Annotated in this window: 30 protein-coding genes; 9 read left to right on the top strand and 21 right to left on the bottom strand. The window is 49.8% G+C overall.

Features of this window, described 5'->3' with window-relative positions:
- A partial coding sequence (locus IQ217_RS16260) for a transposase (protein ID WP_228025776.1) occupies nt 1–372 on the top strand: 372 nt, incomplete at its 5' end.
- Between the two features lie 172 nt (nt 373–544).
- A complete protein-coding gene (gene trpD / locus IQ217_RS16255; RefSeq protein WP_194020752.1) occupies nt 545–1,591 on the top strand; it encodes an anthranilate phosphoribosyltransferase in 1,047 nt (348 codons plus the stop codon).
- A 6-nt stretch (nt 1,592–1,597) separates the two neighbouring features.
- Here the strand turns inward: trpD and deoC are convergent, their stop codons facing one another.
- The 5 genes from deoC to IQ217_RS16230 all read right to left on the bottom strand — a co-directional run bounded on the left by deoC (nt 1,598) and on the right by IQ217_RS16230 (nt 6,095).
- Complete coding sequence (gene deoC / locus IQ217_RS16250; protein WP_194020751.1) at nt 1,598–2,275, bottom strand: deoxyribose-phosphate aldolase; 678 nt, start codon at nt 2,273–2,275, stop codon at nt 1,598–1,600.
- A 51-nt stretch (nt 2,276–2,326) separates the two neighbouring features.
- Nucleotides 2,327–4,780, bottom strand: a complete 2,454-nt coding sequence (locus tag IQ217_RS16245; RefSeq protein ID WP_194020750.1) for a GH116 family glycosyl hydrolase — start codon at nt 4,778–4,780, stop codon at nt 2,327–2,329.
- A gap of 184 nt (nt 4,781–4,964) precedes the next feature.
- Entirely contained in the window at nt 4,965–5,783 is an 819-nt protein-coding gene (locus IQ217_RS16240) for an Rpn family recombination-promoting nuclease/putative transposase (protein WP_194020749.1), read from the bottom strand.
- A gap of 9 nt (nt 5,784–5,792) precedes the next feature.
- The gene (locus IQ217_RS16235) at nt 5,793–5,930 is read right to left on the bottom strand and encodes a hypothetical protein (protein WP_194020748.1); all 138 of its coding nucleotides are present in this window, start codon (nt 5,928–5,930) and stop codon (nt 5,793–5,795) included.
- Nucleotides 5,931–5,936: 6 nt separating this feature from the next.
- Nucleotides 5,937–6,095 carry a hypothetical protein gene (locus IQ217_RS16230; protein ID WP_194020747.1) on the bottom strand — a complete coding sequence of 53 codons (159 nt, stop codon included), beginning with the start codon at nt 6,093–6,095 and terminating at the stop codon, nt 5,937–5,939.
- An 80-nt stretch (nt 6,096–6,175) separates the two neighbouring features.
- Between IQ217_RS16230 and IQ217_RS16225 the strand changes: the two genes are divergently transcribed.
- A complete protein-coding gene (locus IQ217_RS16225; protein WP_194020746.1) occupies nt 6,176–6,925 on the top strand; it encodes an NYN domain-containing protein in 750 nt (249 codons plus the stop codon).
- Between the two features lie 211 nt (nt 6,926–7,136).
- Here the strand turns inward: IQ217_RS16225 and IQ217_RS16220 are convergent, their stop codons facing one another.
- Complete coding sequence (locus IQ217_RS16220) at nt 7,137–7,373, bottom strand: CDGSH iron-sulfur domain-containing protein (protein ID WP_194020745.1); 237 nt, start codon at nt 7,371–7,373, stop codon at nt 7,137–7,139.
- Nucleotides 7,374–7,421: 48 nt separating this feature from the next.
- Nucleotides 7,422–8,120, bottom strand: coding sequence for a pirin family protein (locus IQ217_RS16215; protein WP_194020744.1), 699 nt, complete (start codon nt 8,118–8,120; stop codon nt 7,422–7,424).
- Nucleotides 8,121–8,249: 129 nt separating this feature from the next.
- Here IQ217_RS16215 and IQ217_RS16210 point away from each other — a divergent pair, with 129 nt between their 5' ends.
- On the top strand, nt 8,250–9,137 hold the full coding sequence (locus IQ217_RS16210) for a LysR family transcriptional regulator (RefSeq protein ID WP_194020743.1): 888 nt from the start codon (nt 8,250–8,252) through the stop codon (nt 9,135–9,137).
- On the opposite strand, the gene IQ217_RS16205 is transcribed toward IQ217_RS16210, so the two are convergent.
- The 9 genes from IQ217_RS16205 to IQ217_RS16165 all read right to left on the bottom strand — a co-directional run bounded on the left by IQ217_RS16205 (nt 9,125) and on the right by IQ217_RS16165 (nt 16,796).
- Nucleotides 9,125–11,590 (bottom strand): endonuclease MutS2, encoded by a 2,466-nt coding sequence (locus IQ217_RS16205; protein ID WP_194020742.1) that lies wholly within the window; start codon nt 11,588–11,590, stop codon nt 9,125–9,127. The genes IQ217_RS16210 and IQ217_RS16205 overlap by 13 nt on opposite strands.
- A 28-nt stretch (nt 11,591–11,618) precedes the next feature.
- Nucleotides 11,619–12,383 (bottom strand): protein phosphatase 2C domain-containing protein, encoded by a 765-nt coding sequence (locus IQ217_RS16200; RefSeq protein ID WP_194020741.1) that lies wholly within the window; start codon nt 12,381–12,383, stop codon nt 11,619–11,621.
- A 53-nt stretch (nt 12,384–12,436) separates the two neighbouring features.
- Nucleotides 12,437–14,194 (bottom strand): AarF/UbiB family protein, encoded by a 1,758-nt coding sequence (locus tag IQ217_RS16195; RefSeq protein ID WP_194020740.1) that lies wholly within the window; start codon nt 14,192–14,194, stop codon nt 12,437–12,439.
- A gap of 48 nt (nt 14,195–14,242) precedes the next feature.
- Entirely contained in the window at nt 14,243–14,431 is a 189-nt protein-coding gene (locus IQ217_RS16190) for a hypothetical protein (protein WP_190599754.1), read from the bottom strand.
- A gap of 2 nt (nt 14,432–14,433) precedes the next feature.
- A complete protein-coding gene (locus IQ217_RS16185; RefSeq protein WP_194020739.1) occupies nt 14,434–14,907 on the bottom strand; it encodes a type II toxin-antitoxin system VapC family toxin in 474 nt (157 codons plus the stop codon).
- Between the two features lie 10 nt (nt 14,908–14,917).
- Complete coding sequence (locus tag IQ217_RS16180) at nt 14,918–15,235, bottom strand: DUF6825 family protein (RefSeq protein WP_190599756.1); 318 nt, start codon at nt 15,233–15,235, stop codon at nt 14,918–14,920.
- A 9-nt stretch (nt 15,236–15,244) separates the two neighbouring features.
- Nucleotides 15,245–15,523: a hypothetical protein gene (locus IQ217_RS16175; protein ID WP_194020738.1), complete on the bottom strand. Its 279-nt coding sequence runs from the start codon at nt 15,521–15,523 to the stop codon at nt 15,245–15,247.
- A 43-nt stretch (nt 15,524–15,566) separates the two neighbouring features.
- Complete coding sequence (locus IQ217_RS16170; protein ID WP_190599758.1) at nt 15,567–15,743, bottom strand: hypothetical protein; 177 nt, start codon at nt 15,741–15,743, stop codon at nt 15,567–15,569.
- 78 nt (nt 15,744–15,821) lie between these two features.
- Nucleotides 15,822–16,796 carry an ABC transporter permease gene (locus tag IQ217_RS16165; protein ID WP_228024203.1) on the bottom strand — a complete coding sequence of 325 codons (975 nt, stop codon included), beginning with the start codon at nt 16,794–16,796 and terminating at the stop codon, nt 15,822–15,824.
- A 136-nt stretch (nt 16,797–16,932) separates the two neighbouring features.
- Between IQ217_RS16165 and IQ217_RS16160 the strand changes: the two genes are divergently transcribed.
- Together IQ217_RS16160 and IQ217_RS16155 are read left to right on the top strand one after the other, a co-directional pair.
- Nucleotides 16,933–17,994, top strand: a complete 1,062-nt coding sequence (locus tag IQ217_RS16160; protein WP_194020737.1) for a D-alanine--D-alanine ligase family protein — start codon at nt 16,933–16,935, stop codon at nt 17,992–17,994.
- A gap of 41 nt (nt 17,995–18,035) precedes the next feature.
- On the top strand, nt 18,036–18,674 hold the full coding sequence (locus IQ217_RS16155) for an exopolysaccharide biosynthesis protein (RefSeq protein WP_190599761.1): 639 nt from the start codon (nt 18,036–18,038) through the stop codon (nt 18,672–18,674).
- An 8-nt stretch (nt 18,675–18,682) separates the two neighbouring features.
- Here the strand turns inward: IQ217_RS16155 and clpS are convergent, their stop codons facing one another.
- Nucleotides 18,683–18,979 carry an ATP-dependent Clp protease adapter ClpS gene (gene clpS / locus IQ217_RS16150; RefSeq protein WP_190599762.1) on the bottom strand — a complete coding sequence of 99 codons (297 nt, stop codon included), beginning with the start codon at nt 18,977–18,979 and terminating at the stop codon, nt 18,683–18,685.
- Nucleotides 18,980–19,205: 226 nt separating this feature from the next.
- Between clpS and IQ217_RS16145 the strand changes: the two genes are divergently transcribed.
- Nucleotides 19,206–19,679: a hydrogenase maturation protease gene (locus IQ217_RS16145; protein WP_194020736.1), complete on the top strand. Its 474-nt coding sequence runs from the start codon at nt 19,206–19,208 to the stop codon at nt 19,677–19,679.
- A gap of 27 nt (nt 19,680–19,706) precedes the next feature.
- On the opposite strand, the gene rpsF is transcribed toward IQ217_RS16145, so the two are convergent.
- Nucleotides 19,707–20,048 carry a 30S ribosomal protein S6 gene (gene rpsF, locus IQ217_RS16140; protein ID WP_010872311.1) on the bottom strand — a complete coding sequence of 114 codons (342 nt, stop codon included), beginning with the start codon at nt 20,046–20,048 and terminating at the stop codon, nt 19,707–19,709.
- A 305-nt stretch (nt 20,049–20,353) separates the two neighbouring features.
- Between rpsF and IQ217_RS16135 the strand changes: the two genes are divergently transcribed.
- Both IQ217_RS16135 and IQ217_RS16130 read left to right on the top strand, forming a co-directional pair.
- Nucleotides 20,354–21,178 (top strand): fumarylacetoacetate hydrolase family protein, encoded by an 825-nt coding sequence (locus tag IQ217_RS16135; RefSeq protein WP_194020735.1) that lies wholly within the window; start codon nt 20,354–20,356, stop codon nt 21,176–21,178.
- Between the two features lie 54 nt (nt 21,179–21,232).
- The gene (locus IQ217_RS16130; RefSeq protein WP_194020734.1) at nt 21,233–22,051 is read left to right on the top strand and encodes a HEAT repeat domain-containing protein; all 819 of its coding nucleotides are present in this window, start codon (nt 21,233–21,235) and stop codon (nt 22,049–22,051) included.
- 43 nt (nt 22,052–22,094) lie between these two features.
- Here IQ217_RS16130 and grrM read toward each other — a convergent pair whose 3' ends face one another.
- The 3 genes from grrM to grrA all read right to left on the bottom strand — a co-directional run bounded on the left by grrM (nt 22,095) and on the right by grrA (nt 24,331).
- Complete coding sequence (gene grrM / locus IQ217_RS16125; protein WP_194020733.1) at nt 22,095–23,282, bottom strand: cyclophane-forming radical SAM/SPASM peptide maturase GrrM/OscB; 1,188 nt, start codon at nt 23,280–23,282, stop codon at nt 22,095–22,097.
- Nucleotides 23,283–23,321: 39 nt separating this feature from the next.
- Nucleotides 23,322–23,807 (bottom strand): hypothetical protein, encoded by a 486-nt coding sequence (locus IQ217_RS16120; protein WP_228024204.1) that lies wholly within the window; start codon nt 23,805–23,807, stop codon nt 23,322–23,324.
- Nucleotides 23,808–23,893: 86 nt separating this feature from the next.
- The gene (gene grrA, locus IQ217_RS16115) at nt 23,894–24,331 is read right to left on the bottom strand and encodes a GrrA/OscA1 family cyclophane-containing rSAM-modified RiPP (protein ID WP_194020732.1); all 438 of its coding nucleotides are present in this window, start codon (nt 24,329–24,331) and stop codon (nt 23,894–23,896) included.
- Nucleotides 24,332–24,475 lie beyond the last annotated feature (144 nt).

Raw genomic sequence — 24,475 nt, 5'->3', positions numbered from 1 at the left:
TCCAAGATTTTATGCTTAAAACTATTGCCTAAATCTATGAACGGAGAACTGTTCAAGGAGTTTATTAAAGAAACACTTATCCCGCAACTTTGGCAAGGTGCTGTCGTTGTTATGGACAATCTAAATGCTCATAAAGTTGAAGGGGTAAAAGAAATGCTTGAAGCAGCAGGAGCTAAGGTCATTTATTTACCCCGCTACTCTCCAGATTTTAACCCTATTGAACATCTTTGGTGGGAACTCAAAGCTTTCATTCGGCGATTTAGACCTAAAGATAAAAAATCTGTTGAAAAGTTAGCAGAAATTGGTGTTATGCTGAATTCTGCTACAACTAGACAGAACTATTTTACTCATTGCTGTTACTGTGCCAGTTAGATGCGGAATCCGCCGTAATGGTTTCAGCATAGGTAAATTTTTTTGCGGAAGGTATGGACAATGGCTGTCATTTACCTGGAATTCACCTGGAAATTCTGCCACTCCCACAGGAAAGGCCGCCTAACCCCGTAAAATGGGTGGCAATTAGTTTTCTCGTATTTTTTTCATTGTTGTGAATACCACGGCTTCCCCCCATTGGCCCCTCTTTCTCCAGCAGTTGTTGGACCGCCAATCCCTCACCCGCCAACAGGCAGTGCAATTAATGGAGGGTTGGCTTGACGATGATATTCCCCCGGCCCTTTCCGGAGCCATACTAGCGGCGATCCAAGCTAAGGGGTTAGATCCTGAAGAGTTGACGGGCATGGCCCAGGTACTCCAGGAACAGTCCCAGGGGGCCCAAAGACCGGAAATGGTGGATCCGTTGGTGGATACCTGTGGCACCGGGGGAGATGGTTCTTCAACCTTTAACATTTCCACGGCGGTGGCTTTTGTGGTGGCCGCTGGCGGAGTGAAAGTAGCCAAACATGGTAACCGTTCCGCTTCTAGCAAAGTTGGCTCTGCCGATGTCTTAGAAGGGTTAGGTCTCAACCTCCAAGCTGGGCCCGACCAGGTGGCGGCAGCGGTGTCGGCGGTGGGTATTACTTTTCTGTTTGCGCCGGGTTGGCATCCCGCCCTTAAAAGTGTGGCTCCCATTCGTAAAACTCTTAAAGTCCGCACCGTATTTAATCTCTTGGGGCCATTGGTTAATCCTCTCCGTCCCACAGGCCAGGTAATTGGGGTTTATTCTCCGGATTTTCTCTCCGTGATGGCGATCGCCTTAAAAAATTTGGGCACTGCCAGGGCCTTGGTGATCCATGGTCGGGAGAAATTAGATGAAGCCGGCTTGGGGGCTCCCACAGACATAGCTAGTTTCAACCAGGGGGAGGTAACCACCCAAGTGCTGGATCCCCAGGATTTTGGTTTAACTCCGGCTCCTTTGACCGCCTTAAAGGGAGGGGAATTGGCTGAAAATGAGGCCATCCTCAGCCAGGTTTTGCAAGGCAAAGGAACCCAGGCCCAGATTGATGCGGTGGCCCTCAATGCCTCGTTAGCCTTTCAGGTGGGCAATGCCGTGCCCTGGGGCGACCATGGCCAGGGTATTGATTTGGCCAAAGATATTTTGAAGCAAGGGGCGGGCTGGGACAAACTACAACAGTTGGTAGTATTCCTCGGGGGCTAGGTTTAGCTAACTTTGTTCCCACAATTGTCGTTGCTGCTGAATCAAATCCACTCCCCGGGAAGTGCCCAAGCGGGTGGCGCCGGCCTCGATTAAGTCTATGGCTTGCTCCACCGTGCGAATCCCCCCGGACGCTTTAATTCCGACCCGTCCTTGACTGATTTGATGTAACAATCGCACATCGGCAACGGTAGCCCCCTTACCCCAGCCGGTGCTGGTTTTGAGATATTGCACTCCCGCATCCAAACAAATTTCCGCCGCTACTCTTTTTTCCGATTCCGTTAGCCTACCCATTTCTAAAATGGCTTTCACCGTTAGCCCTGTGGATTCCACAATGGGGGCAATGTCGTTGTAAACAGCTTCCATATTGCCGTCTTTCAATAGCCCCAAATTAATTACCACATCCAATTCGGTGGCTCCCAATTCTGTTGCTTCCTGGGCCTCGTAAAGTTTACTACTGCTGGTGCTGGCCCCGGAGGGAAAACCAATCACCGCACAAATTTCCACTTTTTTGCCCCGCAACAATTCCACTGCCTGGGGTAGGGCACTGGGGTAAAGACACACCGCAACAAATTTATGGTGCAGAGCTTGGGCACAACAGGCGGCGATCGCCTCACTGGTGGTAGCGGGGTCTAGGGCCGCGTGGTCAATGTAGGGGGCGAGGTCAAACTGACGGGATTTTTCCATGGGGTTAAATGACAAGGGCGGGGTTAATTACTGGACTTTTGCCTGCGGATTTCAATAAAAATCGCTAGTGGGCACCTCGTCATCGGCTGGAGCAATGGGTAAATTGGCAAAACCCTCCAGCAAACCGTACACAGCCCAGATCGCTATGGCCCGCAGATAATGACTAGCCCGGAAAGTCCCTACCGCAGTGATTGCTTCTGGAGTGCGGAACTGCAAACCATTGCTATACACCTGGTTAACCACCGTCTCGGTCATTTTTAAAGCTTCTTCTTTTTTGCCCATTTGGATCAAAAAAGCCGCTAAACCGAAGTTAATGCCCGTCCATACTTCCAGGGGATGGGTATCGTTGGGATTTTGGGGGGAACCGTCGGGCAAAAGACCATTGGCGGCCCCTAGTTCCCCATGGGCAAATTTGAGGAAACAGGTGTCGTAAACTTTGGCCAAAGCCTTTTCCGCGTAATGATTTTCCACCACATCCGGCAGATTTAATAACCGGGCATAAAATTGCCCACAGAGTTGATCCGCCATCACCACCTTGGAGCCGCTTTGACTATCCAGGTTGTAGTATTCGCCATTCCAAAGGGTGTCGTGATACAAACTGCGGGCTTGGACTAACCAAGTCTCATACCTGGCGATCGCCGTTTCTATTGCTTTAGTATCTAAACTCGTTTGTTGGGGAGGATTTGCCAACAGGTATTTACCCATCACCAAAGCCGCCTCCAGGGCCGCAATCCATAAACCACCACAGTAGGCACTAATGCCCTGTAAACGCCAATCATCAAAGGTTTGATCCGGGGCGCCGGAATTTTCCGGGATGCCATCGTTATCCAGATCAAATTCCTTCAAATAATCCAACGCCGCTGTGACACTAGGCCAACATTCCCCCAAAAATTCCCCATCCGCATCCGGTAAAAGCAAAAAGTCTCGGTACACTAGTAAGACAAAGTCACTGCCCAAGTCCTTCCAGAGGTTACAGTCCTGGTAAGCAGTGTAATTACTCCTTTCCCAAGGATGCTCGTTGGGAGCCCCTAGGTCGTGGGGAGTGGCATTTTTTACTTTGCGGGGAGCGAGGGAAAGGTTATAGCCAATTACCCGTTCCTTCGGATCTTCGGTGGGAATGGCCCGAGCAAAGGCCAACATCACCGCCTGCTCCAACTTGGGCCAATGCATCAAAAGCCCAAAGGAGCCATAGAGACGCACATCTAAGCTTTCATACCAGCGGTAGTCCATGCATTCACAGACCCCAAACTGTCCCACTGGATCATTTTCCGTCGCCGCTGTCCACAGACTTCCCCCCTGGGTTAACAGGTATAACTCGTTAAAGAGGGCCATTTTGAGCCAATTGGGTAACTGGGGGTTGTCCAGAATAGGGCCCTGCCAAGCCTCGATTTTTTGCCGCCAAGTGTCGCTATGTTTCAGGGCAGTGCGGATCACGGACCAAACATTTTTGCCGTTGCGGCCGTAGAAATCCGTATAGCGACGGTAATAGGTCACCCCCTCTGCAAATTCGGTAATGGGTAAGTCCCAAGCCAACAGGAAGGGAATTTTTTTGGTTTTTCCCGGTCGCACAGTGAACCTTAAACAAAGGGCCCCCGCAATTTGTTCCCCCGGTTCCGCCGCCGTTTCATCCTGGATATCCGGTAAGGAACCATTGCCCGCAAACCAGTCCCACACATCGGCTCCGTCCCCACTGGGATTCCAACGATTGTGATAAAACACCTCTACACTGGGGTTGCTGACACTGGCAATGCACATTTGCCCTTCCCCTTCCCGGAGAGCGTCGTGGGGTTGCACCCGATTAAATAAACAGCCGACCCGGAAACCATCCTGGATCCACTGGTTAAAATTGCCCGTACTGTCGCCCCAGCGGGGTTGATATTCATACTCAGGGCTACCATCGTCCCGGAGTTTGACAGTGGGGGATTTGATGGCATTGGTAAACCAACCCACGGTGTTCTGCCAGGTGAGCATAATGCTCAGGGTGATGGTTTTATCGGTGGGATTATGGACAGTCCAGTCAAAAATGGCGAGGGGATAGCTACTTTCTTGGTAATTGCCTCCCCACACCGGGGAAAACTGTTCACAGATTAGTTCACTTTTAAAAACGCCCTGATACTCGTTCCAACTGCGGGGATAGAGGGCGCTGTATTGCCCTTTCTCCTTGGGATACCATTGCCAACGGCCTAGACTCCCATCCTCTGGGGCTTCGGTGGCCATGGCATAGGCTTGGGCTTCTTCCCCTGCCACCTGTTCGTAAATACTAAACTGACAGGCTGGCAAATTCTTAAAAACGTGGTTGCCCCCATCCAGATGCCAGAGGTTAAACTTGCCCGTCGGCGATCGCCCAATGCAACCGGCCCCAAACCCCCCTAGGGGCATGCCATGGTCCGGGCCATCGTCAAGGTTACTGGCGTAGCGGACAGTGTAGGGCTTTTCCCAATCCTTACCAATGGGTCGTTGCCAAGCGCAGGAAGGAATTTCGGGTTTCTGGACTAACAGGGACATTAGGGGCAGGGACGATGGATTGGTTTAGTTGACTGTCTGCATCATGGTAGTCGAACAAGGGGAATGGGGGAAGGTATGGCTTTTTGTGGCCAAAACTAAGGAATAGTCTTTCTGAGTTCCCCATTGAAAAGGCGATCGCCAAAAGATAAATAAGCCATATTCCGGCGAATGACCATTTCAACCTTTAATTATTTTGGTTAGCAACGAATTTATTAACCAGTTCAACATCAATATCTAATTCCTTGGCAATTTCGGCGATCGTCAGGCCTAATTTCTTCAGCAAGGGGATGGTTTCCAGTTTTGCTTCCAGCCGACCTTCTAGTTTCCCTTCCAGTTTGCCCTCCAGTTTGCCTTTGAGTAAGCCTCGTTGTTCCCCTTCCCGTAAGATTTCTTGATAGACAGCAGATTCCTTCATAATTTCACTCCTTAAAATTGTTCTAATAAGCTCAGGGGCCAGCAGAATTCCGCCAAAAACCGAGGTTGCTGCTATGAGATTTGCCTTAACTCGATTATCCTCAATCTGATCTAGCACAGTGGCCACTTCCCTCAATTTTAATGCGGGGTCAGAGGTCTGGGTCAATACCGCTAGGGGCAATAGTCCTGGACTCTGGAGAAATGCTTCCGATGGCTGCTCCCAGAGCCGAATCGATTGATAACGGTGCAAAGTCTCCCCTACCTGAAAACTATCCTGATAAACTAAGTCATTATTACTGGGTTTCAAGTAGATGACAAATTGGTGCATCGTCTTCTGGGGAAAACGACGATATACCCTCACCCGATAGTCCAGCATCCGAAAACCCATGGTGGGGTCAGGCTCCGTTTGGAATTCCAGATGTAACACTAAGTCTTCCGATTGCTCCAAAATCAGGGAATCAGCCCGAATTGGCTCCAAAGATAGTTCCGTCGGACTGAGCTTGGTCAATTTGATTGGTCGTCCCAACAACCAGGCGGCGTAGTCTTCGGAAAATGATTCGGCGAGGAATTTACAGAGATTATCAAACATACCGAAATTTTACTGGCGATCGCCATTGGAGAAAAAGATCCAGTAATTCGGTATGACGATAACCGGCTTCGCATTATGGGTGCTGATTGGCGGGAAAGTATAACCGGCTAAAGCCCGGCTTTCTGTGGGGTTTAAATTTGATGGCACCGTGGATTACCACCGTGCATTGAGGATGTTGCAGGCGATCGCCGGATCGTCAACGCATTCCGCCAGAAACACTGCCCCAAAGCCGCCAGTGCCCAGTAAAGACTGTAGGACATACCGCCCGCCCAGACACTTTTGCTCTAAACCTCTCCAGGACGACAAAAACATAGGCTTTCAGATAATTCCATTAATTGCTTGACTATTATTAGAGTTAGAATTCCTAGGTAATCGTCCCTTTTTGGAGAAGTATGCCGCAATCGGAATCAAACATTGCCCTGCTAATTGATGCGGATAATGCCCCTGCGTCCAAAATTGAGGCGATCGTATCGGAAATTGCCAAGTATGGAGTGGCCAACATTCGGAAAGCCTATGGCAACTGGAAAAGTCCTAACCTAAAAGCCTGGGAAGAGTGTTTACATGAATATGCCATTCGTCCCGTGCAACAGTTTGATTACACCAAGGGTAAAAATGCCACCGATGCCGCCATGATTATTGATGCTATGGATTTACTCTACACTCAGCGGTTAGATGCCTTTGCCATTGTGTCAAGTGATTGTGACTTTACCCCCTTAGTGATGAGAATTTTGACCAATGGACTCAAGGTTTATGGATTTGGTGAGAAAAAAACGCCCTTGCCCTTTGTTTATGCTTGTTCAACATTTTTATACCTAGAAAGTATTGATCAAATTGAAAATTCTGAAGGGGCCCTCCAAAATTCCACCAGTGTTAAAAAAACTGGGAAGGAATTGAAACAGGACGCAAAATTAATTAGTTTACTCAGGAGTGCTATTTCCAGCACCGTTGACGACGATGGTTGGTCAAGCTTAGCGGAAATCGGCGGCCACATTAAAAATCAGGCATCCTTTGACTCCCGCAACTATGGTTACGCCAAACTAAGTAGTTTGTTTGAGGCGATCGACCTATTTGAAATTGAGCGCAAAAATAGGGCAATTTACGTCAGGAACAAACAGAAAAAATCTGCTCCATTCAAATCATAATTCTAGGGCTCACCATCGCAGAAATATTTCAATATTCTATTGGACTGAAACTAGCCATCGTTGCTAATCTAGACAGAGAAGAATCGAGCAGCATAGTCAATATTGCAATAACCTTGACGACCCGCCGGGGCACATCTTCCCCTTGCAAGGTTAATTCTCAAAAGTAGAAGATGTACCAAAAAAATTAGTGGCTAGGTCAATTGATCAATGGTTAAAGTTTAACATGGCTACCATCACAGTAGGGGGGATTATCTGTGTGTTTACAAAGGCAGAGAGTGACTTTTTGGGCTTTCTCCAAGGTGAACTTTTTCGGAGTAAAACCCGTACCTTTATGGCTGCCATCGCAGAAAGGTTGATTGGCAGACTTGCCACAGGCACACCAATAATAGTCTCCTGCTTCAAGCTCCATAACGATGGGTTTTGTATCTGCAACTGTTGGTTCAGTCATTATTTTCTCCTCTCAGGATGTTAGTGAAATTGGCTAAAGTTGACAAAACTAAGGCAAGTCAAACAGCAAAAATTCCGTTGCTCCTTCTTGGCCAGTAAAGGTGATGGTTTGCTCTCCGCTAATGCCTGCTCCATCTCCGGTTTTGAAGGTTTTCCCATTTAATGTCAGATGACCTCGGACAATCTGTAGCCAAGCCTGACGGTTCGATAGGCTGTAGCTAATCGTTTCCCCCTTTCCTAGGACCGAGGCGTAAACGTAAGCATCTTGGTGGATGGTGACGGAACCATCTCGGCCATCGGGGGATGCCACTAGTCGTAATTTGCCCTGTTTGTCCTCGGTGGAAAAAAACTTTTGCTCATAACTGGGTTCCACCCCCAATTGATTGGGAGTGATCCAAATTTGCAACAGATGAACAGACTGGTCTGGGGAGGGATTAAATTCGCTATGGAGAATACCGGTGCCGGCACTCATGCGCTGCACATCCCCAGGGCGGATAATTGAACCATTGCCAATGCTGTCCTGGTGTTTTAGTTCTCCTTCTAAGACATAGGTGATAATTTCCATGTCTTGATGGCCATGGGTGGCAAAACCCTTACCAGGGGCAATGTAGTCTTCGTTAATGACCCGCAGGTTAGAGAAATTTATGTGGGCGGGGTCATAGTAATGGGAAAAGGAAAAGCTGAAATAACTATCTAGCCAGTCGAGTTTGCCACGACCCCGGGCTTCGGAGGGGCGGAGTGTGATCATGGTGACCTCCGTTATTTTTGTCGGTTGAGGTTTGTGACCTTGGTTCCCATTCTAGTTTGCATCCCCAATAAAGACAATATGCTAATTTAAATACAGATTGCATCCAAAAAAGGGACAATAAGGGAATCAATGGACAAACTTGAAAGTATTTATGCCTTTACCCAGGTGGTGCGGGAGGGCAGTTTTGCGGCGGCGGCGAGGAAAATGAATTTGGGGCGATCGGCAGTGAATAAGATGGTAATTGCCCTAGAAAATGAACTTAAAATACAGCTTCTCCACCGCAGTACCCGTAAAGTTACCCTTACTCCCACAGGGCTAGCCTTTTATGAAAAATCGGTGCAAATTTTGGCAGATTTGGAGGAGGCGGAATTGTCAGTGTCCCAACTCCATGGAGAACCGAAGGGTCTGTTGCGGATTAATGCGCCCATGACCTTTGGCACTATGTACGTTGCGCCGCTGGTGGCGAAGTTTATGGCTTTACATTCCCAAGTAGAAGTGCAATTAACGTTGGAGGATCGATTTGTGGATGCGATCGCCGAGGGATACGATCTATTAATTCGCATTGCCCAACCGGTGCAATCGACCAGTTTAATTTCCCAGCCCTTGTGCCAGACTAAGTTACTGCTATGTGCGTCGTCGGAATATTTAGCTCGATCAGGTATGCCTGAAACTCCGGGGGATTTGAAAAACCATAATTGCCTGCTCTATGGTTATTTCAGCACGGGCAGTCAGTGGCGGTTGCTCAATCAAGGGGGGGAAGAAACCGTATCGGTCTCCGGTAGTTTTTGCTCCAATAATGGGGAGGCTTTGGCGATCGCCGTGGCCCAGGGTTTGGGCATTGCGCTGTTGCCCCAGTTTATTGTCCAACCCTATTTGGAAGAGGGAAAAATGCAGGTCATCTTGCCGGACTATTGCCTACGGGAATTAACTGTTTCCATGGTTTATCCGGTTAACCGCCATCTGGCCACCAAAGTTAAACTCTTTACTGAGTTTCTCAAAACCCACTACCGCAAATAGGCAATGGTTACTCCCGATCCCCCTTCATTCTGGGGCGCGAGGGCATAACTTTTCACCAGGGGATGGTGAGACAAGTATTCCTGCACCCCTTGGCGTAATTTGCCGGTGCCTTTGCCATGGATAATCCACAACACTCCCGAATCTAAGGCTTGGTTCAGGGCCTTTTCTACCCTGGATTCGGCCCGTTCTAGGCGATCGCCACGGCAGTCCAGGGTATTCTTTTCTGTCCGCACAACCACAGGGGTTGATTTGGTTTCCGTTACCTGGGGCTCAGCTTTAACTTTTTTTTGTGTCGGTTCCGGCTTGGGGGGCGGCTCCACCTTTTTCCCATCTAGGGATTCAATATCCGCCATGGGCACCGTCATTTTCATCAGACCCAGGGTGACGTTAACGGTTTGGGCAGCGCCATTGACCTGGGTCACTTCCGCAGTTTGGCCAAAGCTGGGAATACGAATTCTTTCCCCCACCATGGGCTGATAACCCAAGGGTTTAATGGCCACCATGGCCTTTTGCTCAGCTTGGATTTCCCCCAGGGCCTCTGTGGCTCGTTGGGCCTTTTGGGCGCTGGGTTTACCCCGTTGTAGTTGGCGGATAACTTTGGCGATTTCTTCCTTGGCAGCGGCGATCGCCTGTTGCACTTCCTGGTCTTGGTAGGACTTTAATTCCCTTTCCCTGGCCTGCAGACTAGCCGCTTTTTGGGAAACCTGTTCATAAAAGATTTCCGTTTCTTGGAGTAATTTTTGGGCATTGGCCGCCTTTTGTTCCTGTTCCCGCCGCTGACTTTCCAACCCGGCAATGACTTGGTTAATGTCTTCAGAAAAACCGCCTAATTTGTCCTTAGCCTCTTCAACTATGGCCAGGGGCAATCCCAAACGTTGGGCGATCGCCAGGGCATTGGAGCGGCCGGGAATGCCCCAAAGTAAACGGTAGGTGGGGCTAAGACTTTGGTCATCAAATTCCACCGACGCATTTTCAAAGCGGGCATCTTGATATTTCAGCGCCTTCAGTTCCCCGTAATGGGTGGTGGCCACCGTTAAACAGGGCTGGTCGGCCAAGTGACGCAATAGGGCGATCGCCAATGCACTGCCTTCGGTGGGATCGGTGCCAGCCCCCACTTCATCCAGCAAAACCAAGGAAGGGGACACAACCTGGGCTGGGGAGTCAATTGCCTGGTCAACATCATCCGATTGATGGGGAAGAGCCTGCAAAATGCGGATAATGCGGCAAATATGCCCCGAAAAGGTGGAAAGATTCTGTTGCAAAGACTGCTCATCCCCAATATCTGCCAATACCTGGGCAAACCAAGGAAATTCCACCGGCTCCTTGGCGGGAATATATAGCCCCACTTTGGCCATCAGAGCCACCAAACCTAGGGTTTTGAGGGTGACGGTTTTTCCCCCCGTATTGGGCCCCGTAATGGCAATGACCCGAATTTGGGCATCAATGGTCAACGTGATGGGCACCACCGCTGGTCCCCCTTCCTTTTCCGCTTGCCAATGGAGCAGGGGATGGCGTAACTGTCGTAATGTAATTGGTTTGTTATCCCCTGGAGTTAACCATTGGGGGGGATGGGCCCCCAGCCAGAAACTATAACGAACCCTGGCCGTAGCTAAATCCAAGCGGGTGGCGATCGCCAACAGATGTTCCAAATCCGGCAACACTTCCAGCACTTGGTCACTGAGTTGCCTTAAAATCCGTTCTTCTTCCGTTTGCTCCTGGCGACGGGTTTGCCGTAGCTTATTGCCCAATTCCACAATGGCTTGGGGCTCCACATAAAGGGTGTTACCACTGGCGGAACTATCGTGGACAATGCCGGGTATTTGTTCTTTGTAACCCGCTTTGATGGGTAAAACAAATCTGTCCCCCCGTTGGGTAATGACCGCTTCTTGGAGAGCATTGCCTTGGCGTTGAATGATTTTTTGTAATTTTTGCTGGATTTGCTCCCGTATGGCTTTTAATTTTTGACGAATTTCCCCTAATTTAGGGCTGGCCCGCTCCGCCACTTTGCCATCTTCCCCAAGGCAATGGTGAATGGCCTGTTCCAACTCGGGTAGGGTTCTTACTTCCGCCACCAAGGTTTGCAAAATTTCCAGGTCATCCCGTTCTTCAATGACCCGCCGCAATCTTCTCACCCCGGCCAAGGTGCTGGCGATCGCCAACAGTTCCAGCCCCGTGGTCAAGCCTCCCCGTTCTACCCGGGCTAACGGTTCAGTGATATCGGCAATGCCTTTAAAATGCCAGTTGCTCTCCGGGGAATTTTCAATCAGCTCCACCGCCTGGGTCTGGGCCAGCAAGGCCTGACTTTCTTGCCATTGGTCGGGAGGCAACAAACAACGGGCGGCGATCGCCCCCAGGGGAGTTTGGGTAAAAGTGGACAAATGCTGACAGAGCCTCGGCCATTCCAACAGGGCTAAGGTCTCCTCTGCAATGGTTAAATTGATGGAATCACTCACTCTTTATTTCTTAAGACATACTAATCTATTAACTTTCCGGGGTATCCTCAGCCAAATCCACTAGCACTATGGTGATATTGTCTGAGCCACCGGCATTTTTGGCTTCTTCAATTAATTGGGCGGCCTGCTGATCACATTCCCCTTGACTGGCGAGGATTTTTTCAATCAGATTATCGGGCACTTCCTCCGTTAAGCCATCGCTACACATCAGAAAAGTGTCCCCCGGTTGGGCATCCAGGGCTTCCACCTCGATAAAATTCAAATCCTGCCGCCCCAAACATTGAAACAGCACATGACGCCAGGGATGGGCTTTGGCCTGGGTAGGGTCAATGTCCCCCATTTTTAGGGCCCTGGCCACCCAGGTGTGGTCTTCCGTTACCCGCTCCAATTGCTGATTCCGCAAACGATACAGGCGAGAATCCCCTACATGGGCCCGCCAAGCGCCATCGTCCCTAAAGGCAATTAGCACTGCGGTGGTGCCCATATCCCGCCGTTCCAGGTTGATTTTTTGGTCTTCGAGAATACCCTCGTTAGCATCCATCAGGGCATCCCTGAGCAACTGTTCCGAGGTAATCTCCGATCGCCAATAGGTGTCTAAGTAATCCCGCACCCTTTCCACCGCAATGCGACTAGCCTCTTCTCCGCCGGCGTGTCCCCCCATGCCATCGGCCACAATGTAGAATCGTCCCTCCGGATCAAGGTAAAAATTATCCTGATTGTACTGACGAACCAGACCGGGATCCGTTTGCCCCGTGGAACTACTACTAACAACTGATAAATTCACTTCTGTCACAGGCCTTAGAAAATTGGATTAGTTTTGGTTGGCAGAGAGAGAGTGCTTGTCTTTTAAAACATCCGGTCTTGTCTTTCCAGGCGTTTTAATAATCGCCAGAGGGCAAAGGCTGGCACCAATGATATTAATAACACAACCGCCGCCGCTACAAAATAATTATTTACAAACAATAGCGTGGCCGACAACACCAAAGCACAGGTAAATAAAACATAGTTGGTGCCCATTTGCATGGTACCCATTCGTCGCAGGAGGCGATCGGTTTCTGTGGATCTAACCCGGACTCGGATATCTCCCCGGTCTAGGCGATCGAGGCTGTCTTCAATGCGCCTGGGTAACCCCAGGGCACTGTTGCCCACTTGCACCGCCTGGCGACCCAGTTCATCCATGATGTTACTGGCGGGGTTAAAACCATTGGAATTGTTCATAATTTGGAGAGCGAAGGGTTGGGCCACAGCCATGAAATTGAAATCCGGATCTAATCCTTTCCCCACTCCCTCCAGGGTCGAAAAAGCTCGCATCACAAAGGTGAAAGTGGCGGGAAAACGGAAAGGCTGATCGTAGGCAATTTCGTAAAGGTCGTCACTAATTTTAGTAATGGACTGTTCTTCAAAGGGTTTATCCATGAAGTTGTCCAATAAAAATTGCACCGATCGCCGGATGGGCCCCATATCTTCCGTTTCCTTGAGGGCTCCTAGGGCAACCAGGGAATTGACAATGCGCTCGGCATTTTTTTCCGCCACCCCAAACAGGGTATCCATGAGTTTGTTTTTTGTGTCTGGGGTGATTTCCCCCATCATGCCAAAGTCATAGAAAATCAAGGCTCCAGCTTCGGGGCTCACCGCCAAGTTACCAGGGTGGGGATCGGCGTGGAAAAAGCCATGGTTTAACAATTGGAACAGGTAGGCTCGGGCACCCAGTTGGGCTAGCTCTTTTCGTTCTAACCCCGCCGCTTCTAGGGCATCGTAATGGCTAATTTTAATGCCGGGCAAGTATTCCAACGTCAAAATTTGGGTGGAGGTGTAGCGCCAATAGACCCGGGGCACCTTAACCCAATCTTCCCCCCGGAAATTACGCCGAAAGGTGTCAGCACTGCGCCCTTCCCGGAGATAATCCGTCTCCTGCCAGAGAATTTTGCAACATTCGTCATAAATCCCGTTCCAGTCCCGCCCCCGGCCCCATTTGGGATGGTTTTGGAAATATTGGGCAATTTTTTTTAGGATGGCCAGGTCAATGGTAAATAGTTTTTTCAGCCCTGGCCGTTGCACTTTCACCACCACATCTTCGCCCGTATGTAACTGGGCCTTATGCACCTGCCCTAAACTAGCCGCCGCCAGGGGCACGGGGTCAAAACGACGGTAGAGAGTGGCGATCGGTTTACCTAATTCCCCTTCGATAATGCTGGCGGCCTGTTCGTAGCTAAAGGCGGGCACTTCGTCCTGTAGTTTGGAAAGTTCCTCTACATATTCCGTCGGAAACAGGTCGGAACGGGTGGAAAATAGCTGGCCTACTTTAATGAAAGTGGGGCCAAGGCTGAGGAGATTTTCCCGAATCCATTTGGCCTGACGCCGCTGCCGTTGCTGGAGTTTTTCTTCCGTGTAGCCCCCGGCATAGCTCCATTTTTTGCCGTTTAACCAAAATTGATACAGCAAAGTCAGCACAAAGCCCCAAATATCGATGCGCCGCCGGGTGATGGAATAGTTGCCCCGATTCCAACGATACCTCCCCTCCGCTTCTAGGGGAGATCGCCTTTGAGGAGGTGGGGAATTGGAATAGGATGCTGTAGGCTCAAGCTTAGTGGATAGGGCAGACACACTGATATTAAGAAAGGGCTAAATGGAAGATAGACAAGCGAACAAAAGTCAGACTTCGGAAACTGAGGATTCCTTTTCTTCAGATTCAGGGGAAAAATTAGGGGTTACATAGGTGCGACCACTGGTAGCTTCCCTCCGTTTTATGTCTTCGTACATTGCCTGTAAATCATGGTTAAATGACTCGGAGTAGGCTCGACGAATTCTGTGAATTTCTTCAACTATTTCATCCTTAAACATGGCTAATCTCCTAGAAGTTCATAGGGGGTACATAATATTGGTAGCTTGAAGCCAAAATCGCCACTTATTTGCGCCAACTTTTTTTGAATTTGAGCATTGGCAATATGCTTACAATTCCATGTTAGTAGATAGTCAAGGCGCTGAACTGAAGCAATGGCAATATGAAGAGCATCAACATCAGCATCTGGAGGCAGGCTACTTTGGTTCAAAAACTTTATGGCTAGATCTGTAGCAGATTGCGTGGCAGGTAACAGGGTTATTCCCTTCAGTAATTTCAACCGCTCTGAGGCCATTTCAGGGTCCCCTTTAGAAACTTCTTCCACCACAAACTCAGAAGCATAAAGGCGAAAATCCGCTCTTTTTAGGCTCCACCACTCCCTGGTCACCCCTACGTTGGCCACCAAAATTAAATTCTGACTGGGCCTCGCAGTCAGGTAGCCAAAAATACTGGTTTCTAGGTAAACAGTTTCAGCCATGAAAGTTTGGTTAACCCTGGCTATCCCGGTAGGTTTTCAACTCAGATTTCAAGCTGGCAATTTCCGCCCGCAGTTTATCCAATGTTTCTTGCAACTCGTCAGCGGTTACGGGGCCATCTACAGTGGCGATCGCCGCCCCTTCCTGGGTGACATCATTGGCCGCCCGGGACTGTACCTCGGTGATGAACTGCCGGAGGTTTTCCCGTTGTTCCGCATCAAACTTGCCCAACTCACTCAGGGCATTGGTGACGCCGTCTTCTACCTTTTCGCTGAGGACTTCGGCAAAGGCACGGCCGAGAAAAAAGGCCTGGAGGACTTGGTTTTGCATGGACTTTTTCTATGGTTGCATTTGTAAAGAATTATAACGTGCCCCACCCTGATTCTCATCCTCCCCCTGGGAATCTAAGTTCCAGTCCGGTTGGGGAGGGAAACCTTGCTCAGACCGGAACATTCCGCCGCCGTCCTGGGGTTCCGTAGGCACTGTAAGATCTGCATCTGTCACTACCCTAGGGGGAGCTGACCGCAGAGCCATGCCAAAGCCCATGCCTGCCGCCAACATAATGCCCGCCGTGAACACAAGGGTTTGCCACAGGGGATGGGGAGCAAAAATACGCATACTATGAAGTTAACTATTTGCTAACTGTAAACAAAGGGTCAGCCTAGGCATCGGGGAAGGTGTTTTCAAAATCTTCGATCAAGTCGTCTAATTCCGCCAAAGCTTGGGAAACGTCCAGGGAAAGGATGCCCAAGTTAGGTTGCTCCGCCAGGTCTTCGAGGAATTTACGCTTTTGTTTGATGGTCAGGATGCTTTCTTGCAAAGTAGTTTTATCCAGCATGGTGATTAAGGAAATTTAAGGGGTCACCTTTGATTTATAGCCCTTTTCAGCCGGGCTAACAATGGTGATATTCCCCCATCACCAGCGAATGCGGGGATCCACCAGTTGGTAAATTAAGTCCGCCAGGCTACTGAAAAAGACAATTAAAACCGCATAGAGAAAGGTTACTGCCATCACCACCGGGGTGTCACTGCGGTAAATGGATTCAATGAGCAACGCCCCAATGCCGGGTACCCGGAAAACCTGTTCCGTTACCAGGGCTCCGGTAAAAATGGTGGGGACATCCAAGGCAATCAGGGTGATTAGGGGTAAGGAAGCGTTTTTCAAGAGGTGATTTTTGAGCATTCCCCAGGTACCTAAACCCTTGGCGTAGGCAGTGCGAATGTAGTTTTGGGGCAATTCTTCCAAGACCGCTGAGCGCACAAACCGGAGAATTACCGCCGACTGATAAAACACTAACACCGCCACCGGCATCAACAACTGGCGAATTTGTTCCCCCAAGCTGGCCATGCTATTCACTGCCAGGGTACTGTCGTAGATGAAGGGGAGCCACCCCAGTTGCACACTAAAAATGAGAATGAATAACAGCCCCGTTAAAAAAGTGGGTAGGGAAAAGCCCATTAAACTGATGCCGCTAATTAGAGGTTCCCACCATCGCCCCCGATAAATTGCCGCTGTCACCCCCAAAGGAATGGCGATCGCCAAGCTGATCAGGTAGGCAGTGCCCATTAGCCAGAGGGTAGTGGGGAGTCGTTGGCCAATTAAATCCATGACGGGACTACGGCTGGTGAAGGAATAGCCCAAATCCCCCTGTAAAAGACTCCAGAGCCATTTTAAATAACGGATGGGTAACGGTTGATCCAGCCCTAAACTGCGGCGCAAATTATCCCGCACTTCCTGGGAAATGGAAGGATTGGTGGCTAATTCCCCCAACGGATTGCCCGGTGCAAGGGCTAGCAAACTGAAAATTACTAAACTAATGCCCAGCAGGGTGATGACGGCGATCGCCAAACGTTTGCAGATAAGGCCAACGGCGGGGGGCAAAGGGGGCATAGGCATGGACCACAAAGGAGAGCGCCAGTTTAATTAAGCACAAAAGGGGGATTTTTTTCCGTCACTGACAGCTTAGACTTTTGTGATAGGCTATGCGGAATAAATCAATCTAAGCTTAATTTTTCAGGGGATTGCCATGCGTGTGGGGCTGTTATTTGGTGGGTGTTCTGGGGAGCATGAAGTCTCGATCAAATCCGCCCAGGCGATCGCCAAAGCATTGGCCAGCGGCGATAACCAAACAAAATACCAAGTAACCCCTTTTTACATTCAAAAAAATGGCGTTTGGCTAGGGCCGGAAGCTTCCCAGAATGTACTAAGTCAAGGTCTTCCCCTAGGCGATCAACCCGTTACGCCCCAACAACGATGGCAATTTCCCTCCGCAGCAGCCCAAATGGATGTGTGGTTCCCCATTTTGCATGGCCCCAACGGCGAAGATGGCACTGTGCAGGGACTATTTAGTTTGATGCAAGTGCCCTATGTGGGCAGTGGGGTGCTGGGCTCCTGTGTGGGCATGGATAAATTGGCCATGAAAATGGTTTTTGAACAGGCGGGCTTGCCCCAGGTGAATTACATGGGGGTGGAACGGGGGGAAATTTGGTCTAATCCCTGTGTTTTTCCAGCCCTATGCGACAAAATCGAAGCCCAGGTGGGCTATCCCTGTTTTGTTAAGCCGGCTAATTTAGGTTCCTCCGTCGGCATTGCCAAGGTCCGTAATCGCACCGAATTGGAAGTGGCCCTGGATAACGCCGCCAGTTACGATCGCCGCATCATTGTGGAAGCAGGTTTAACGGATATCCGGGAAGTGGAATGTGCGGTGTTGGGTAATGACAATCCCCAAGCTTCCGTGGTGGGGGAAATCACCTATGACAGCGACTTTTACGACTACGAAACTAAATACACCGATGGGCGCTCCCAAATGCACATCCCGGCCGATTTACCTCCGGAGGTGGTGAGTAAAATTCAGACCATGGCCATCCAGGCCTTTAAAGCCATTGACGCCGCTGGTTTGGGAAGGTTGGACTTTTTTTATCAACCGGCCACAGGGCACATTGTAATCAACGAAATTAATACCCTGCCCGGTTTTACCGCTTTTAGTATGTATCCCGAACTATGGCGAGCTTCTGGGGTAGAATTTCCTAGCTTAGTGGATCGATTATTGCAGTTGGCGGTGGCATACCATGGCCAGCCTAGTCAGTAAAAAACGGAATTTTTAACTCCCAAGCTTTATTAACAATCAATATGGCCCGTTTGTCCCAGGAATTGCAGGATTACTTTTTTAAGGAAGACCGTGGCCCAACGGTGAACCTGGCCCAGGTTTTGGCGATCGCCAAGGAGAAAATTTTTGGCATTGTCTTGGTTATTCTTTCCCTGCCCTCTGCTCTGCCTCTACCAGCCCCCGGTTACTCCACCCCCTTTGGGGTACTAATTTTTCTGGTGGCAATCCAACTTATCGCCGGTCGTCAGCAGTTATGGTTACCCCTGTCCTGGCAAAGCAAAACCATTAAAACCAGCAAAGCCCAAGGCATTGTCAAAGCCGGTGTGCCGTGGTTGAAAAGATTAGAGGCGATCGCCCACCCCCGCTTACCCTTCGTTTGTCAAAGTCGGCTGGGTCGAGTGCTCATGGGCATTACCATTGGCTCCATGGCCATTTCCATGATGATTCCCATTCCGGGCACCAATACCCTACCGGCCATGACTATTTTCATCACTGGTTTTGGTCTGCAGGAGGACGACGGTTTAATCACTGGGGCGGGGATGATCTTTTCCGTTTTGATTGGAGTGCTAATGGTGTCCGTGATTTATGTTTTCTTCAATGGCGGCATCACCATGATCGACATCATCAAAGACTGGCTAAAAATGCAACTGGGGGGAGCGTGAAAGGTGGGTTAGGCTTTTTCTAAAGGAGCCATGGTCAAACCTTCCCGTCGTAATTGTTGGTGGTACAGTTCCGCCTGTTCCTGGGGCCCCACCCACACCACAGCCAAGCCATCGAAGTGTACTTGATTGGTCAATTCCCAAGCCCGATCGCCAGTCATGCCGGGGATATATTTGATCAAACAATCGGACACATGCTGGAAAGTGTTGAAATCGTCGTTCAGGACAATTACCTTAAAGTTGGGATAGGTTTTGCGGACTGTGCTAGTTAGGCGATCGGGGGTGCTGGTGGCGGCGTTGCTAATCACGACAGTAATCCGGTTGCTGAGACTGATAATCAAATTTTATCCTGACCCCATTGCTCCCTTGCTAGGGGCCTGTTAGTGGGGTTTAAATTTATTTCCTCAATTTCCCCATAATGGGGAATTTTGAGCTAGTTTTCCTCCAAACCTGTGGGGTGAGCAAGTTTTGCAAACCTACTCTAGGATCTTTTCTAGTTTTCCCCACCCGTCCCAGGACATTAATGGCAACGGTATGACAGCTACATCCCCTCGGCCCACTTTGGTGATCGGTTACGGCAACACCCTGCGGGGGGACGATGGCGTGGGGCGTTACCTAGCGGAGGAAATTGCCCAACAGAATTGGCCCCATTGTCGGGTTATTTCCACCCACCAACTGACGCCGGAATTGGCCGAGGCGATCGCCGCTGTGGAGCAGGTAATTTTCATCGACGCCCAATGGCACCAAGACCAAAGTTCACCATTGGTGCAATGCCAACCGTTGTATTTGCCGCCGCCGGAGCAAATATCTGGGGAATTGGGACACCGGGGCAGTCCGCTGGAGTTGATGGCCCTAGCCAAAATCCTCTACGGCGTTGAGGTGCAGGCTTGGTGGATATTGATTCCGGCCTTTACCTTTGACTATGGGGAAACCTTATCCCCCCTGACCGCCATGGCCCAAGCTGAAGCCTTAGCCAAGATCCGCCCCTTGGTACTGGGGGAAATATAAAGCCAGGGGAAACTCGGAATTGAAGAGTTAGGCTTCTACGGCCACAGCTTTAGCTTTTTTCTCTTTTTCTGGTTTTTCTGGGGTGAGCTTAATGCTCAAAAAGCGCATCACATTGTCGTTAAGACGCATATCCCGCTCAATTAAAGCAATCTGCTGGCCCTCACCGTTGAAGTTAAACAAAACATAGATGCCATCGTTGAAGCGACGGATTTGGTAGGCGAGGCGACGTTTGCCCCAGACTTTGACCGAAACCTCTTCGGCGGCGTTGTTGGTCAAAAATTCTTGGTATTTGGTAACTTCTTGGCTGACCCGTTCTTCGTTGAGGTCGGGACGGAGAATTACCATCAGTTCGTAACTATTCACAAGCACATGACTCCTTATGGACTTTAGGGCTTAAACTCAGGCGTGGAGCAGCGACCACCATAGTCAGCATTGGCCAGTCCCCACCGGGAGAACCGTCACCACCGCTAAACCCATGGCTAGCTGACACCAAAGTTTGAGTAAAAGCAAGGATCTTTTATCATACTCGTTAGGGTGGCCGGGGAGCTAGGGGTCAATGTCACAGTTAAACCCTAACCACTAGCCTATCCGTGGACTCACATCCTGCTCCAGCTTTGACTTTAGACAAAAGTTGAGCATTGGCTGTCCCCCTAATCACTTTCTTTGACACCACTATGGTCCAACGCTACGTTCGTATCCAGGCTGACTCTGGCACCGTCCATTATGGTTTGTTCCAATTGGATCACAGTGTGATTTTGTTAAGTGCGGCACCTTGGTTGGGGGGTCAAGCCCTAGATACGGCTGTCAGTGAAGGGGATTACCACTTATTGGCTCCCTGTGAGCCTTCTAAAATTGTGGCGGTGGGGCGCAATTACCGGGCCCATGCGGCAGAATTGGGTAACGATGTGCCAACGGAACCTCTCTTGTTTTTCAAACCTCCTTCGGCGATCGCCGCTGACCAGGAAGCCATAGTTTACCCTCCCCAATCCCAACGTGTGGACTACGAAGGGGAATTGGCAGTCATTATTGGCAAACAGGTGAAAAACATTAGCGAAGAAGAAGCGGTTGGTGCCATTTGGGGCTACACCATTGCCAACGATATTACGGCCAGGGATTTGCAACGACAGGATTCTCAATGGACGAGGGCAAAAGGCTTTGATGGTTTTTGTCCCCTGGGGCCCTGGGTGGTGCGCCACATTGATCCGGAGGCCCATCTGGAAACCACTGTTAATGATGAGGAAACTCCCCGGCAAGCCACGGCCATCAGCGATATGGTATTTGCCCCCCCCATGTTGGTGAGCTACATTTCCCAGGTGATGACCCTCTACCCCGGCGACGTAATTTTGACCGGCACCCCGGAAGGCATTAGTTCCTTGCAAGTGGGGGACAAAGTAGAGGTGGAAATTGAGGGCATTGGCAATTTAACCAATACCATCATTGCGCCCCCTTTACCTGCCCCAGAGTTACTGGAAACGGTGGAGTTGGAAGCCGATGGCTAACTATTAACTGCCCGCCGTTCCTGTCCCTTGTTGACCGAAAATTTTTTCATGCCCATGAGTGAACCCAACCTTAACCCCGCCTACACCCTCGACCAGGCGATCGCCAATTTGCAACAAACAGAAGATGCCAGTGCCCGATACTATGCGGCCTGGTGGATTGGCCGTTTTCGGGCCGCTCAACCGGAAACCATTGCCGCTCTGTTGGTGGCCCTGGAAGATGAGACTGATCGTTCCCCGGACGGTGGTTATCCCCTACGACGCAATGCGGCCAAAGCTTTGGGAAAATTGGGCGATCGCCAGGTGGTGCCGGCCTTGATCAAAGCATTGGACTGTGAAGATTACTATGTGCGGGAGTCCGCGGCCCAGGCTTTGGAAGGTTTGGGGGATAACCGGGCCATTGCCCCTCTGATGGCCAAATTAACCGGAGGGCTAGAGAAGGCCCAGCTTGTGGAGGGTAAACCCCATTTAACCCAACCCTATGAAGCAATTATCGAAGCCCTAGGTGCTCTCCGTGCCATTGAATCCATTGGTTTAATTGAGCTGTTTTTAGATCATTTTTCCCAGAAAGTTCAATACGCCGCCGCCCGAGCCCTATTCCAGTTAACCGGGGATAACCACTACGGTGATCTTCTCATTACCGCTCTAGGGGGAGCAGAACTACAACTACGGCGTTCTGCCATGATGGATTTAGGCGCCACTGGCTATTTACCCGGTGCCCAGGCGATCGCCAAAGCCTTTGCAGAAAATAGTCTCAAGTTAATTGCCCTGCGAGACCTGTGGGCTGCCCATCAGCAAAAGCAAGAATGCTCTGAGTCCAAGGCGCTCAGTCCAGCCAGCAGAGAAATCTTGAAATTAATGGATAGTTTGCTTTAACGTTCCCCTGCCCCCCAAATTTGGGTTAGGGTGTCGATAATTTTTAGGTTAATCCCAGGGATTCTTCCAAAGCACCAATAACCACTTCCGCCACCTGCTGAATACGGAAACGACAGGCCAGAGTCTCAGTCGAGTTGAAACTGCCATTTTCCCAAAACTTATTACTGCCAGCACCGCCGCCACATAGGCCGAAATAGTCACAGGTTTGGCGACATTTTTCTACCCCCTCGGTCATGTCGTAATAAATGCGCTGGAATTTTTCCGTTTGACAGACACATTCAAAGGAATCCGTTAACACATTCCCCAAAATAAAATCACCATACTGGGGCGTTTTAATGGCTAATAATTCTGGATCAAAGGTGGAAAAATTGCCCTGGTGGTCAATGCTGACAATGGCAAAGGGGCGATTCATATCTGTGTGGTCGAGGCGGTCTTCAGTGTAAATTAGGTTACATAAACATTCAAATTCCCGCACCCGAAACTCTGGCTCGCTGGAGCTGGTCAATTGCCAAAATCTTTCCAAAAATTGTCTATATCTTTGCAAAGTCCCCTCTTTATTAAGGGAAGATTCCGTATTAATGCCTTCCGTTTCTTCCATATTAAAGCCCACATCCAGTAGATTATGATCCCGGAAAAAATGGAAAATTTCATCAGGATAATCTAAAGATTCCTCCGTTAAAACGGCAATAACGCTATGGCAAATATCGTTTTTCTGTAACCATTCAATGCCCCGCATGGTGGCGGCATGACTACCCAGCCCCGTTCTGGTTTTACGGTGTTTATCGTGGAGGAAAGCGGGACCGTCGAGGCTAATGCCCACATGGACAGGATATTGTTTAAACAGGTCACACCAAGCTTGGTTGATTAAAATACCATTACTTTGAAAAGAGTGGTCAAACCACAACTGGCGGTGATTATATTTTTCGCCGTAGGCTTCAATCTGGGCAAAGGCTTGGCGGTAAAATTCTAGTCCAGCGGCCAATGGTTCCCCTGCATGCCAACAAAGACTAAAGTTGCTAGTGGTGAATGGGCTGGCAAAAATTGCCTGCATAATTGGCTCCAGCAGTTCCAAGGGCAGATGGTTTTTTAAATGGCGATCGGGTAGGTAACAGTAATCGCAATCTAAATTGCAGTAGGAAGTGGGTTGAATAATAACTAAAGTAGTGGGACCAAATTTAGTTATATCTAAGCTAGAATCAACCGTTGTAGTTTCCTTGACTAAGCCTTGCATAAGCAGTTACCAATTAAAATAAATAGTCGGTTATCGCCATCAAAAAGGCGGTGTACATAGCCAAATTGACTTTTGTGTATCGTCCGGATCGATAATTAATTCCGGCGCTAACCCTGATTCCGACGCTTCAGTTGCCCCAAAACTAGAACCGAATACTTTTTGCAGTCGGTCCCGGGAAATTTCTATGGGAACATCAAACGTGACAGCATAGACCCCCCAGGTACCAGCCGGGATCATGATTTCTGTGACGGGGAGACCGTAATAGTTAGTTTGAATTTGATAGTAAGCAAAGTCATCTTCAATTTTCTTGGGGAGCAGATCATCAAAAAAATCCTGACTGGGACGATCAATGCCTTCCCAAGGAGCAATATACATGCCCTCCAGCCGACACTCAGAAAAGCCCTGCATCATATCTTGAAACCTATTGTCAATGGCATCCGACGGGCCGGCCATCAAGGGGGCGATCGCCAGCAGTTGATAACCACCAATTACTAGAGCAATCATGGCCGCCGGACAATCAAACATGGCAAAGGAAGAAAAAAACAAATTTATTTTCCCTTGGTCTCAAGGTTCAGAATCCTTTCCGAGAGGCTGATGTCTTAGATGCCTTACTACCAACGGTTAACAAAACCGCCGCCACCAACCCGGTTCGCAAAGCCACCGCCATCCCCCCAACCGTTGCCCCAGGGATTATTGATATTGGCAAAACCGCCACCACCACCGCCATCGGCCCAGCCGCCTCGCCCCACATTGGCAAAGCCACCACCACCTGCTCCATTGCCCCATCCTCCCCGCCGAGCATTGCCAAAACCGCCACCACCACCACCCCGGTTAGCAAAACCTGCTTGCAAGTCAGCTCGATTGCTGGGGGCTTCCTGGGAGGGAAGTTGATTGGCCCGTTGTTGTAGGGCCGCACTCAGGTTATTTAAGCGAGCGGCTAGGGGATTATGGGCGTTAGCTTCTAGGGCGGAGCTGGGTTCTGCCACTGTCCCGATCGCCGTGAGGGCAAGAACAAATGCCATCCAGCTAGAGCAGTTATTGATGGACATAGATATTTCTCCCGGATTGATGAGGTGATAGCAGAAAAGGACAGGTCAGACTTCAATGATAAGCTCTACCAACGGTTGATGAAGCCGCCTCCGTTAGGCCAACGACGGTTATAGAAACCGCCCCGATCGCCCCAGCCATTACGC

Origin of the sequence: Synechocystis salina LEGE 00031, from assembly GCF_015207985.1 — a bacterium.
Taxonomy (GTDB): Bacteria; Cyanobacteriota; Cyanobacteriia; order Cyanobacteriales; family Microcystaceae; genus Synechocystis; species Synechocystis salina.
This window is presented reverse-complemented; position numbering and strand designations above follow the sequence as displayed.

Excerpts from the sequence above, each read along its gene's own strand:
- IQ217_RS16145 (WP_194020736.1), top strand. The coding sequence starts at position 19,206 with ATGACAGCTACATCCCCTCGGCCCACTTTGGTGATCGGTTACGGCAAC.
- IQ217_RS16130 (WP_194020734.1), top strand. The coding sequence starts at position 21,233 with ATGAGTGAACCCAACCTTAACCCCGCCTACACCCTCGACCAGGCGATC.
- IQ217_RS16210 (WP_194020743.1), top strand. The coding sequence starts at position 8,250 with ATGGACAAACTTGAAAGTATTTATGCCTTTACCCAGGTGGTGCGGGAG.
- IQ217_RS16135 (WP_194020735.1), top strand. The coding sequence starts at position 20,354 with ATGGTCCAACGCTACGTTCGTATCCAGGCTGACTCTGGCACCGTCCAT.
- IQ217_RS16175 (WP_194020738.1), bottom strand. The coding sequence starts at position 15,523 with ATGCGTATTTTTGCTCCCCATCCCCTGTGGCAAACCCTTGTGTTCACG.
- IQ217_RS16155 (WP_190599761.1), top strand. The coding sequence starts at position 18,036 with ATGGCCCGTTTGTCCCAGGAATTGCAGGATTACTTTTTTAAGGAAGAC.
- IQ217_RS16245 (WP_194020750.1), bottom strand. The coding sequence starts at position 4,780 with ATGTCCCTGTTAGTCCAGAAACCCGAAATTCCTTCCTGCGCTTGGCAA.
- IQ217_RS16165 (WP_228024203.1), bottom strand. The coding sequence starts at position 16,796 with ATGCCCCCTTTGCCCCCCGCCGTTGGCCTTATCTGCAAACGTTTGGCG.
- deoC (WP_194020751.1), bottom strand. The coding sequence starts at position 2,275 with ATGGAAAAATCCCGTCAGTTTGACCTCGCCCCCTACATTGACCACGCG.
- IQ217_RS16240 (WP_194020749.1), bottom strand. The coding sequence starts at position 5,783 with ATGTTTGATAATCTCTGTAAATTCCTCGCCGAATCATTTTCCGAAGAC.
- IQ217_RS16230 (WP_194020747.1), bottom strand. The coding sequence starts at position 6,095 with ATGTTTTTGTCGTCCTGGAGAGGTTTAGAGCAAAAGTGTCTGGGCGGG.
- IQ217_RS16190 (WP_190599754.1), bottom strand. The coding sequence starts at position 14,431 with ATGTTTAAGGATGAAATAGTTGAAGAAATTCACAGAATTCGTCGAGCC.
- grrA (WP_194020732.1), bottom strand. The coding sequence starts at position 24,331 with ATGTCCATCAATAACTGCTCTAGCTGGATGGCATTTGTTCTTGCCCTC.
- IQ217_RS16160 (WP_194020737.1), top strand. The coding sequence starts at position 16,933 with ATGCGTGTGGGGCTGTTATTTGGTGGGTGTTCTGGGGAGCATGAAGTC.
- IQ217_RS16215 (WP_194020744.1), bottom strand. The coding sequence starts at position 8,120 with ATGATCACACTCCGCCCCTCCGAAGCCCGGGGTCGTGGCAAACTCGAC.
- grrM (WP_194020733.1), bottom strand. The coding sequence starts at position 23,282 with ATGCAAGGCTTAGTCAAGGAAACTACAACGGTTGATTCTAGCTTAGAT.
- IQ217_RS16180 (WP_190599756.1), bottom strand. The coding sequence starts at position 15,235 with ATGCAAAACCAAGTCCTCCAGGCCTTTTTTCTCGGCCGTGCCTTTGCC.
- IQ217_RS16120 (WP_228024204.1), bottom strand. The coding sequence starts at position 23,807 with ATGTTTGATTGTCCGGCGGCCATGATTGCTCTAGTAATTGGTGGTTAT.
- IQ217_RS16185 (WP_194020739.1), bottom strand. The coding sequence starts at position 14,907 with ATGGCTGAAACTGTTTACCTAGAAACCAGTATTTTTGGCTACCTGACT.
- IQ217_RS16225 (WP_194020746.1), top strand. The coding sequence starts at position 6,176 with ATGCCGCAATCGGAATCAAACATTGCCCTGCTAATTGATGCGGATAAT.
- IQ217_RS16170 (WP_190599758.1), bottom strand. The coding sequence starts at position 15,743 with ATGCTGGATAAAACTACTTTGCAAGAAAGCATCCTGACCATCAAACAA.
- IQ217_RS16220 (WP_194020745.1), bottom strand. The coding sequence starts at position 7,373 with ATGACTGAACCAACAGTTGCAGATACAAAACCCATCGTTATGGAGCTT.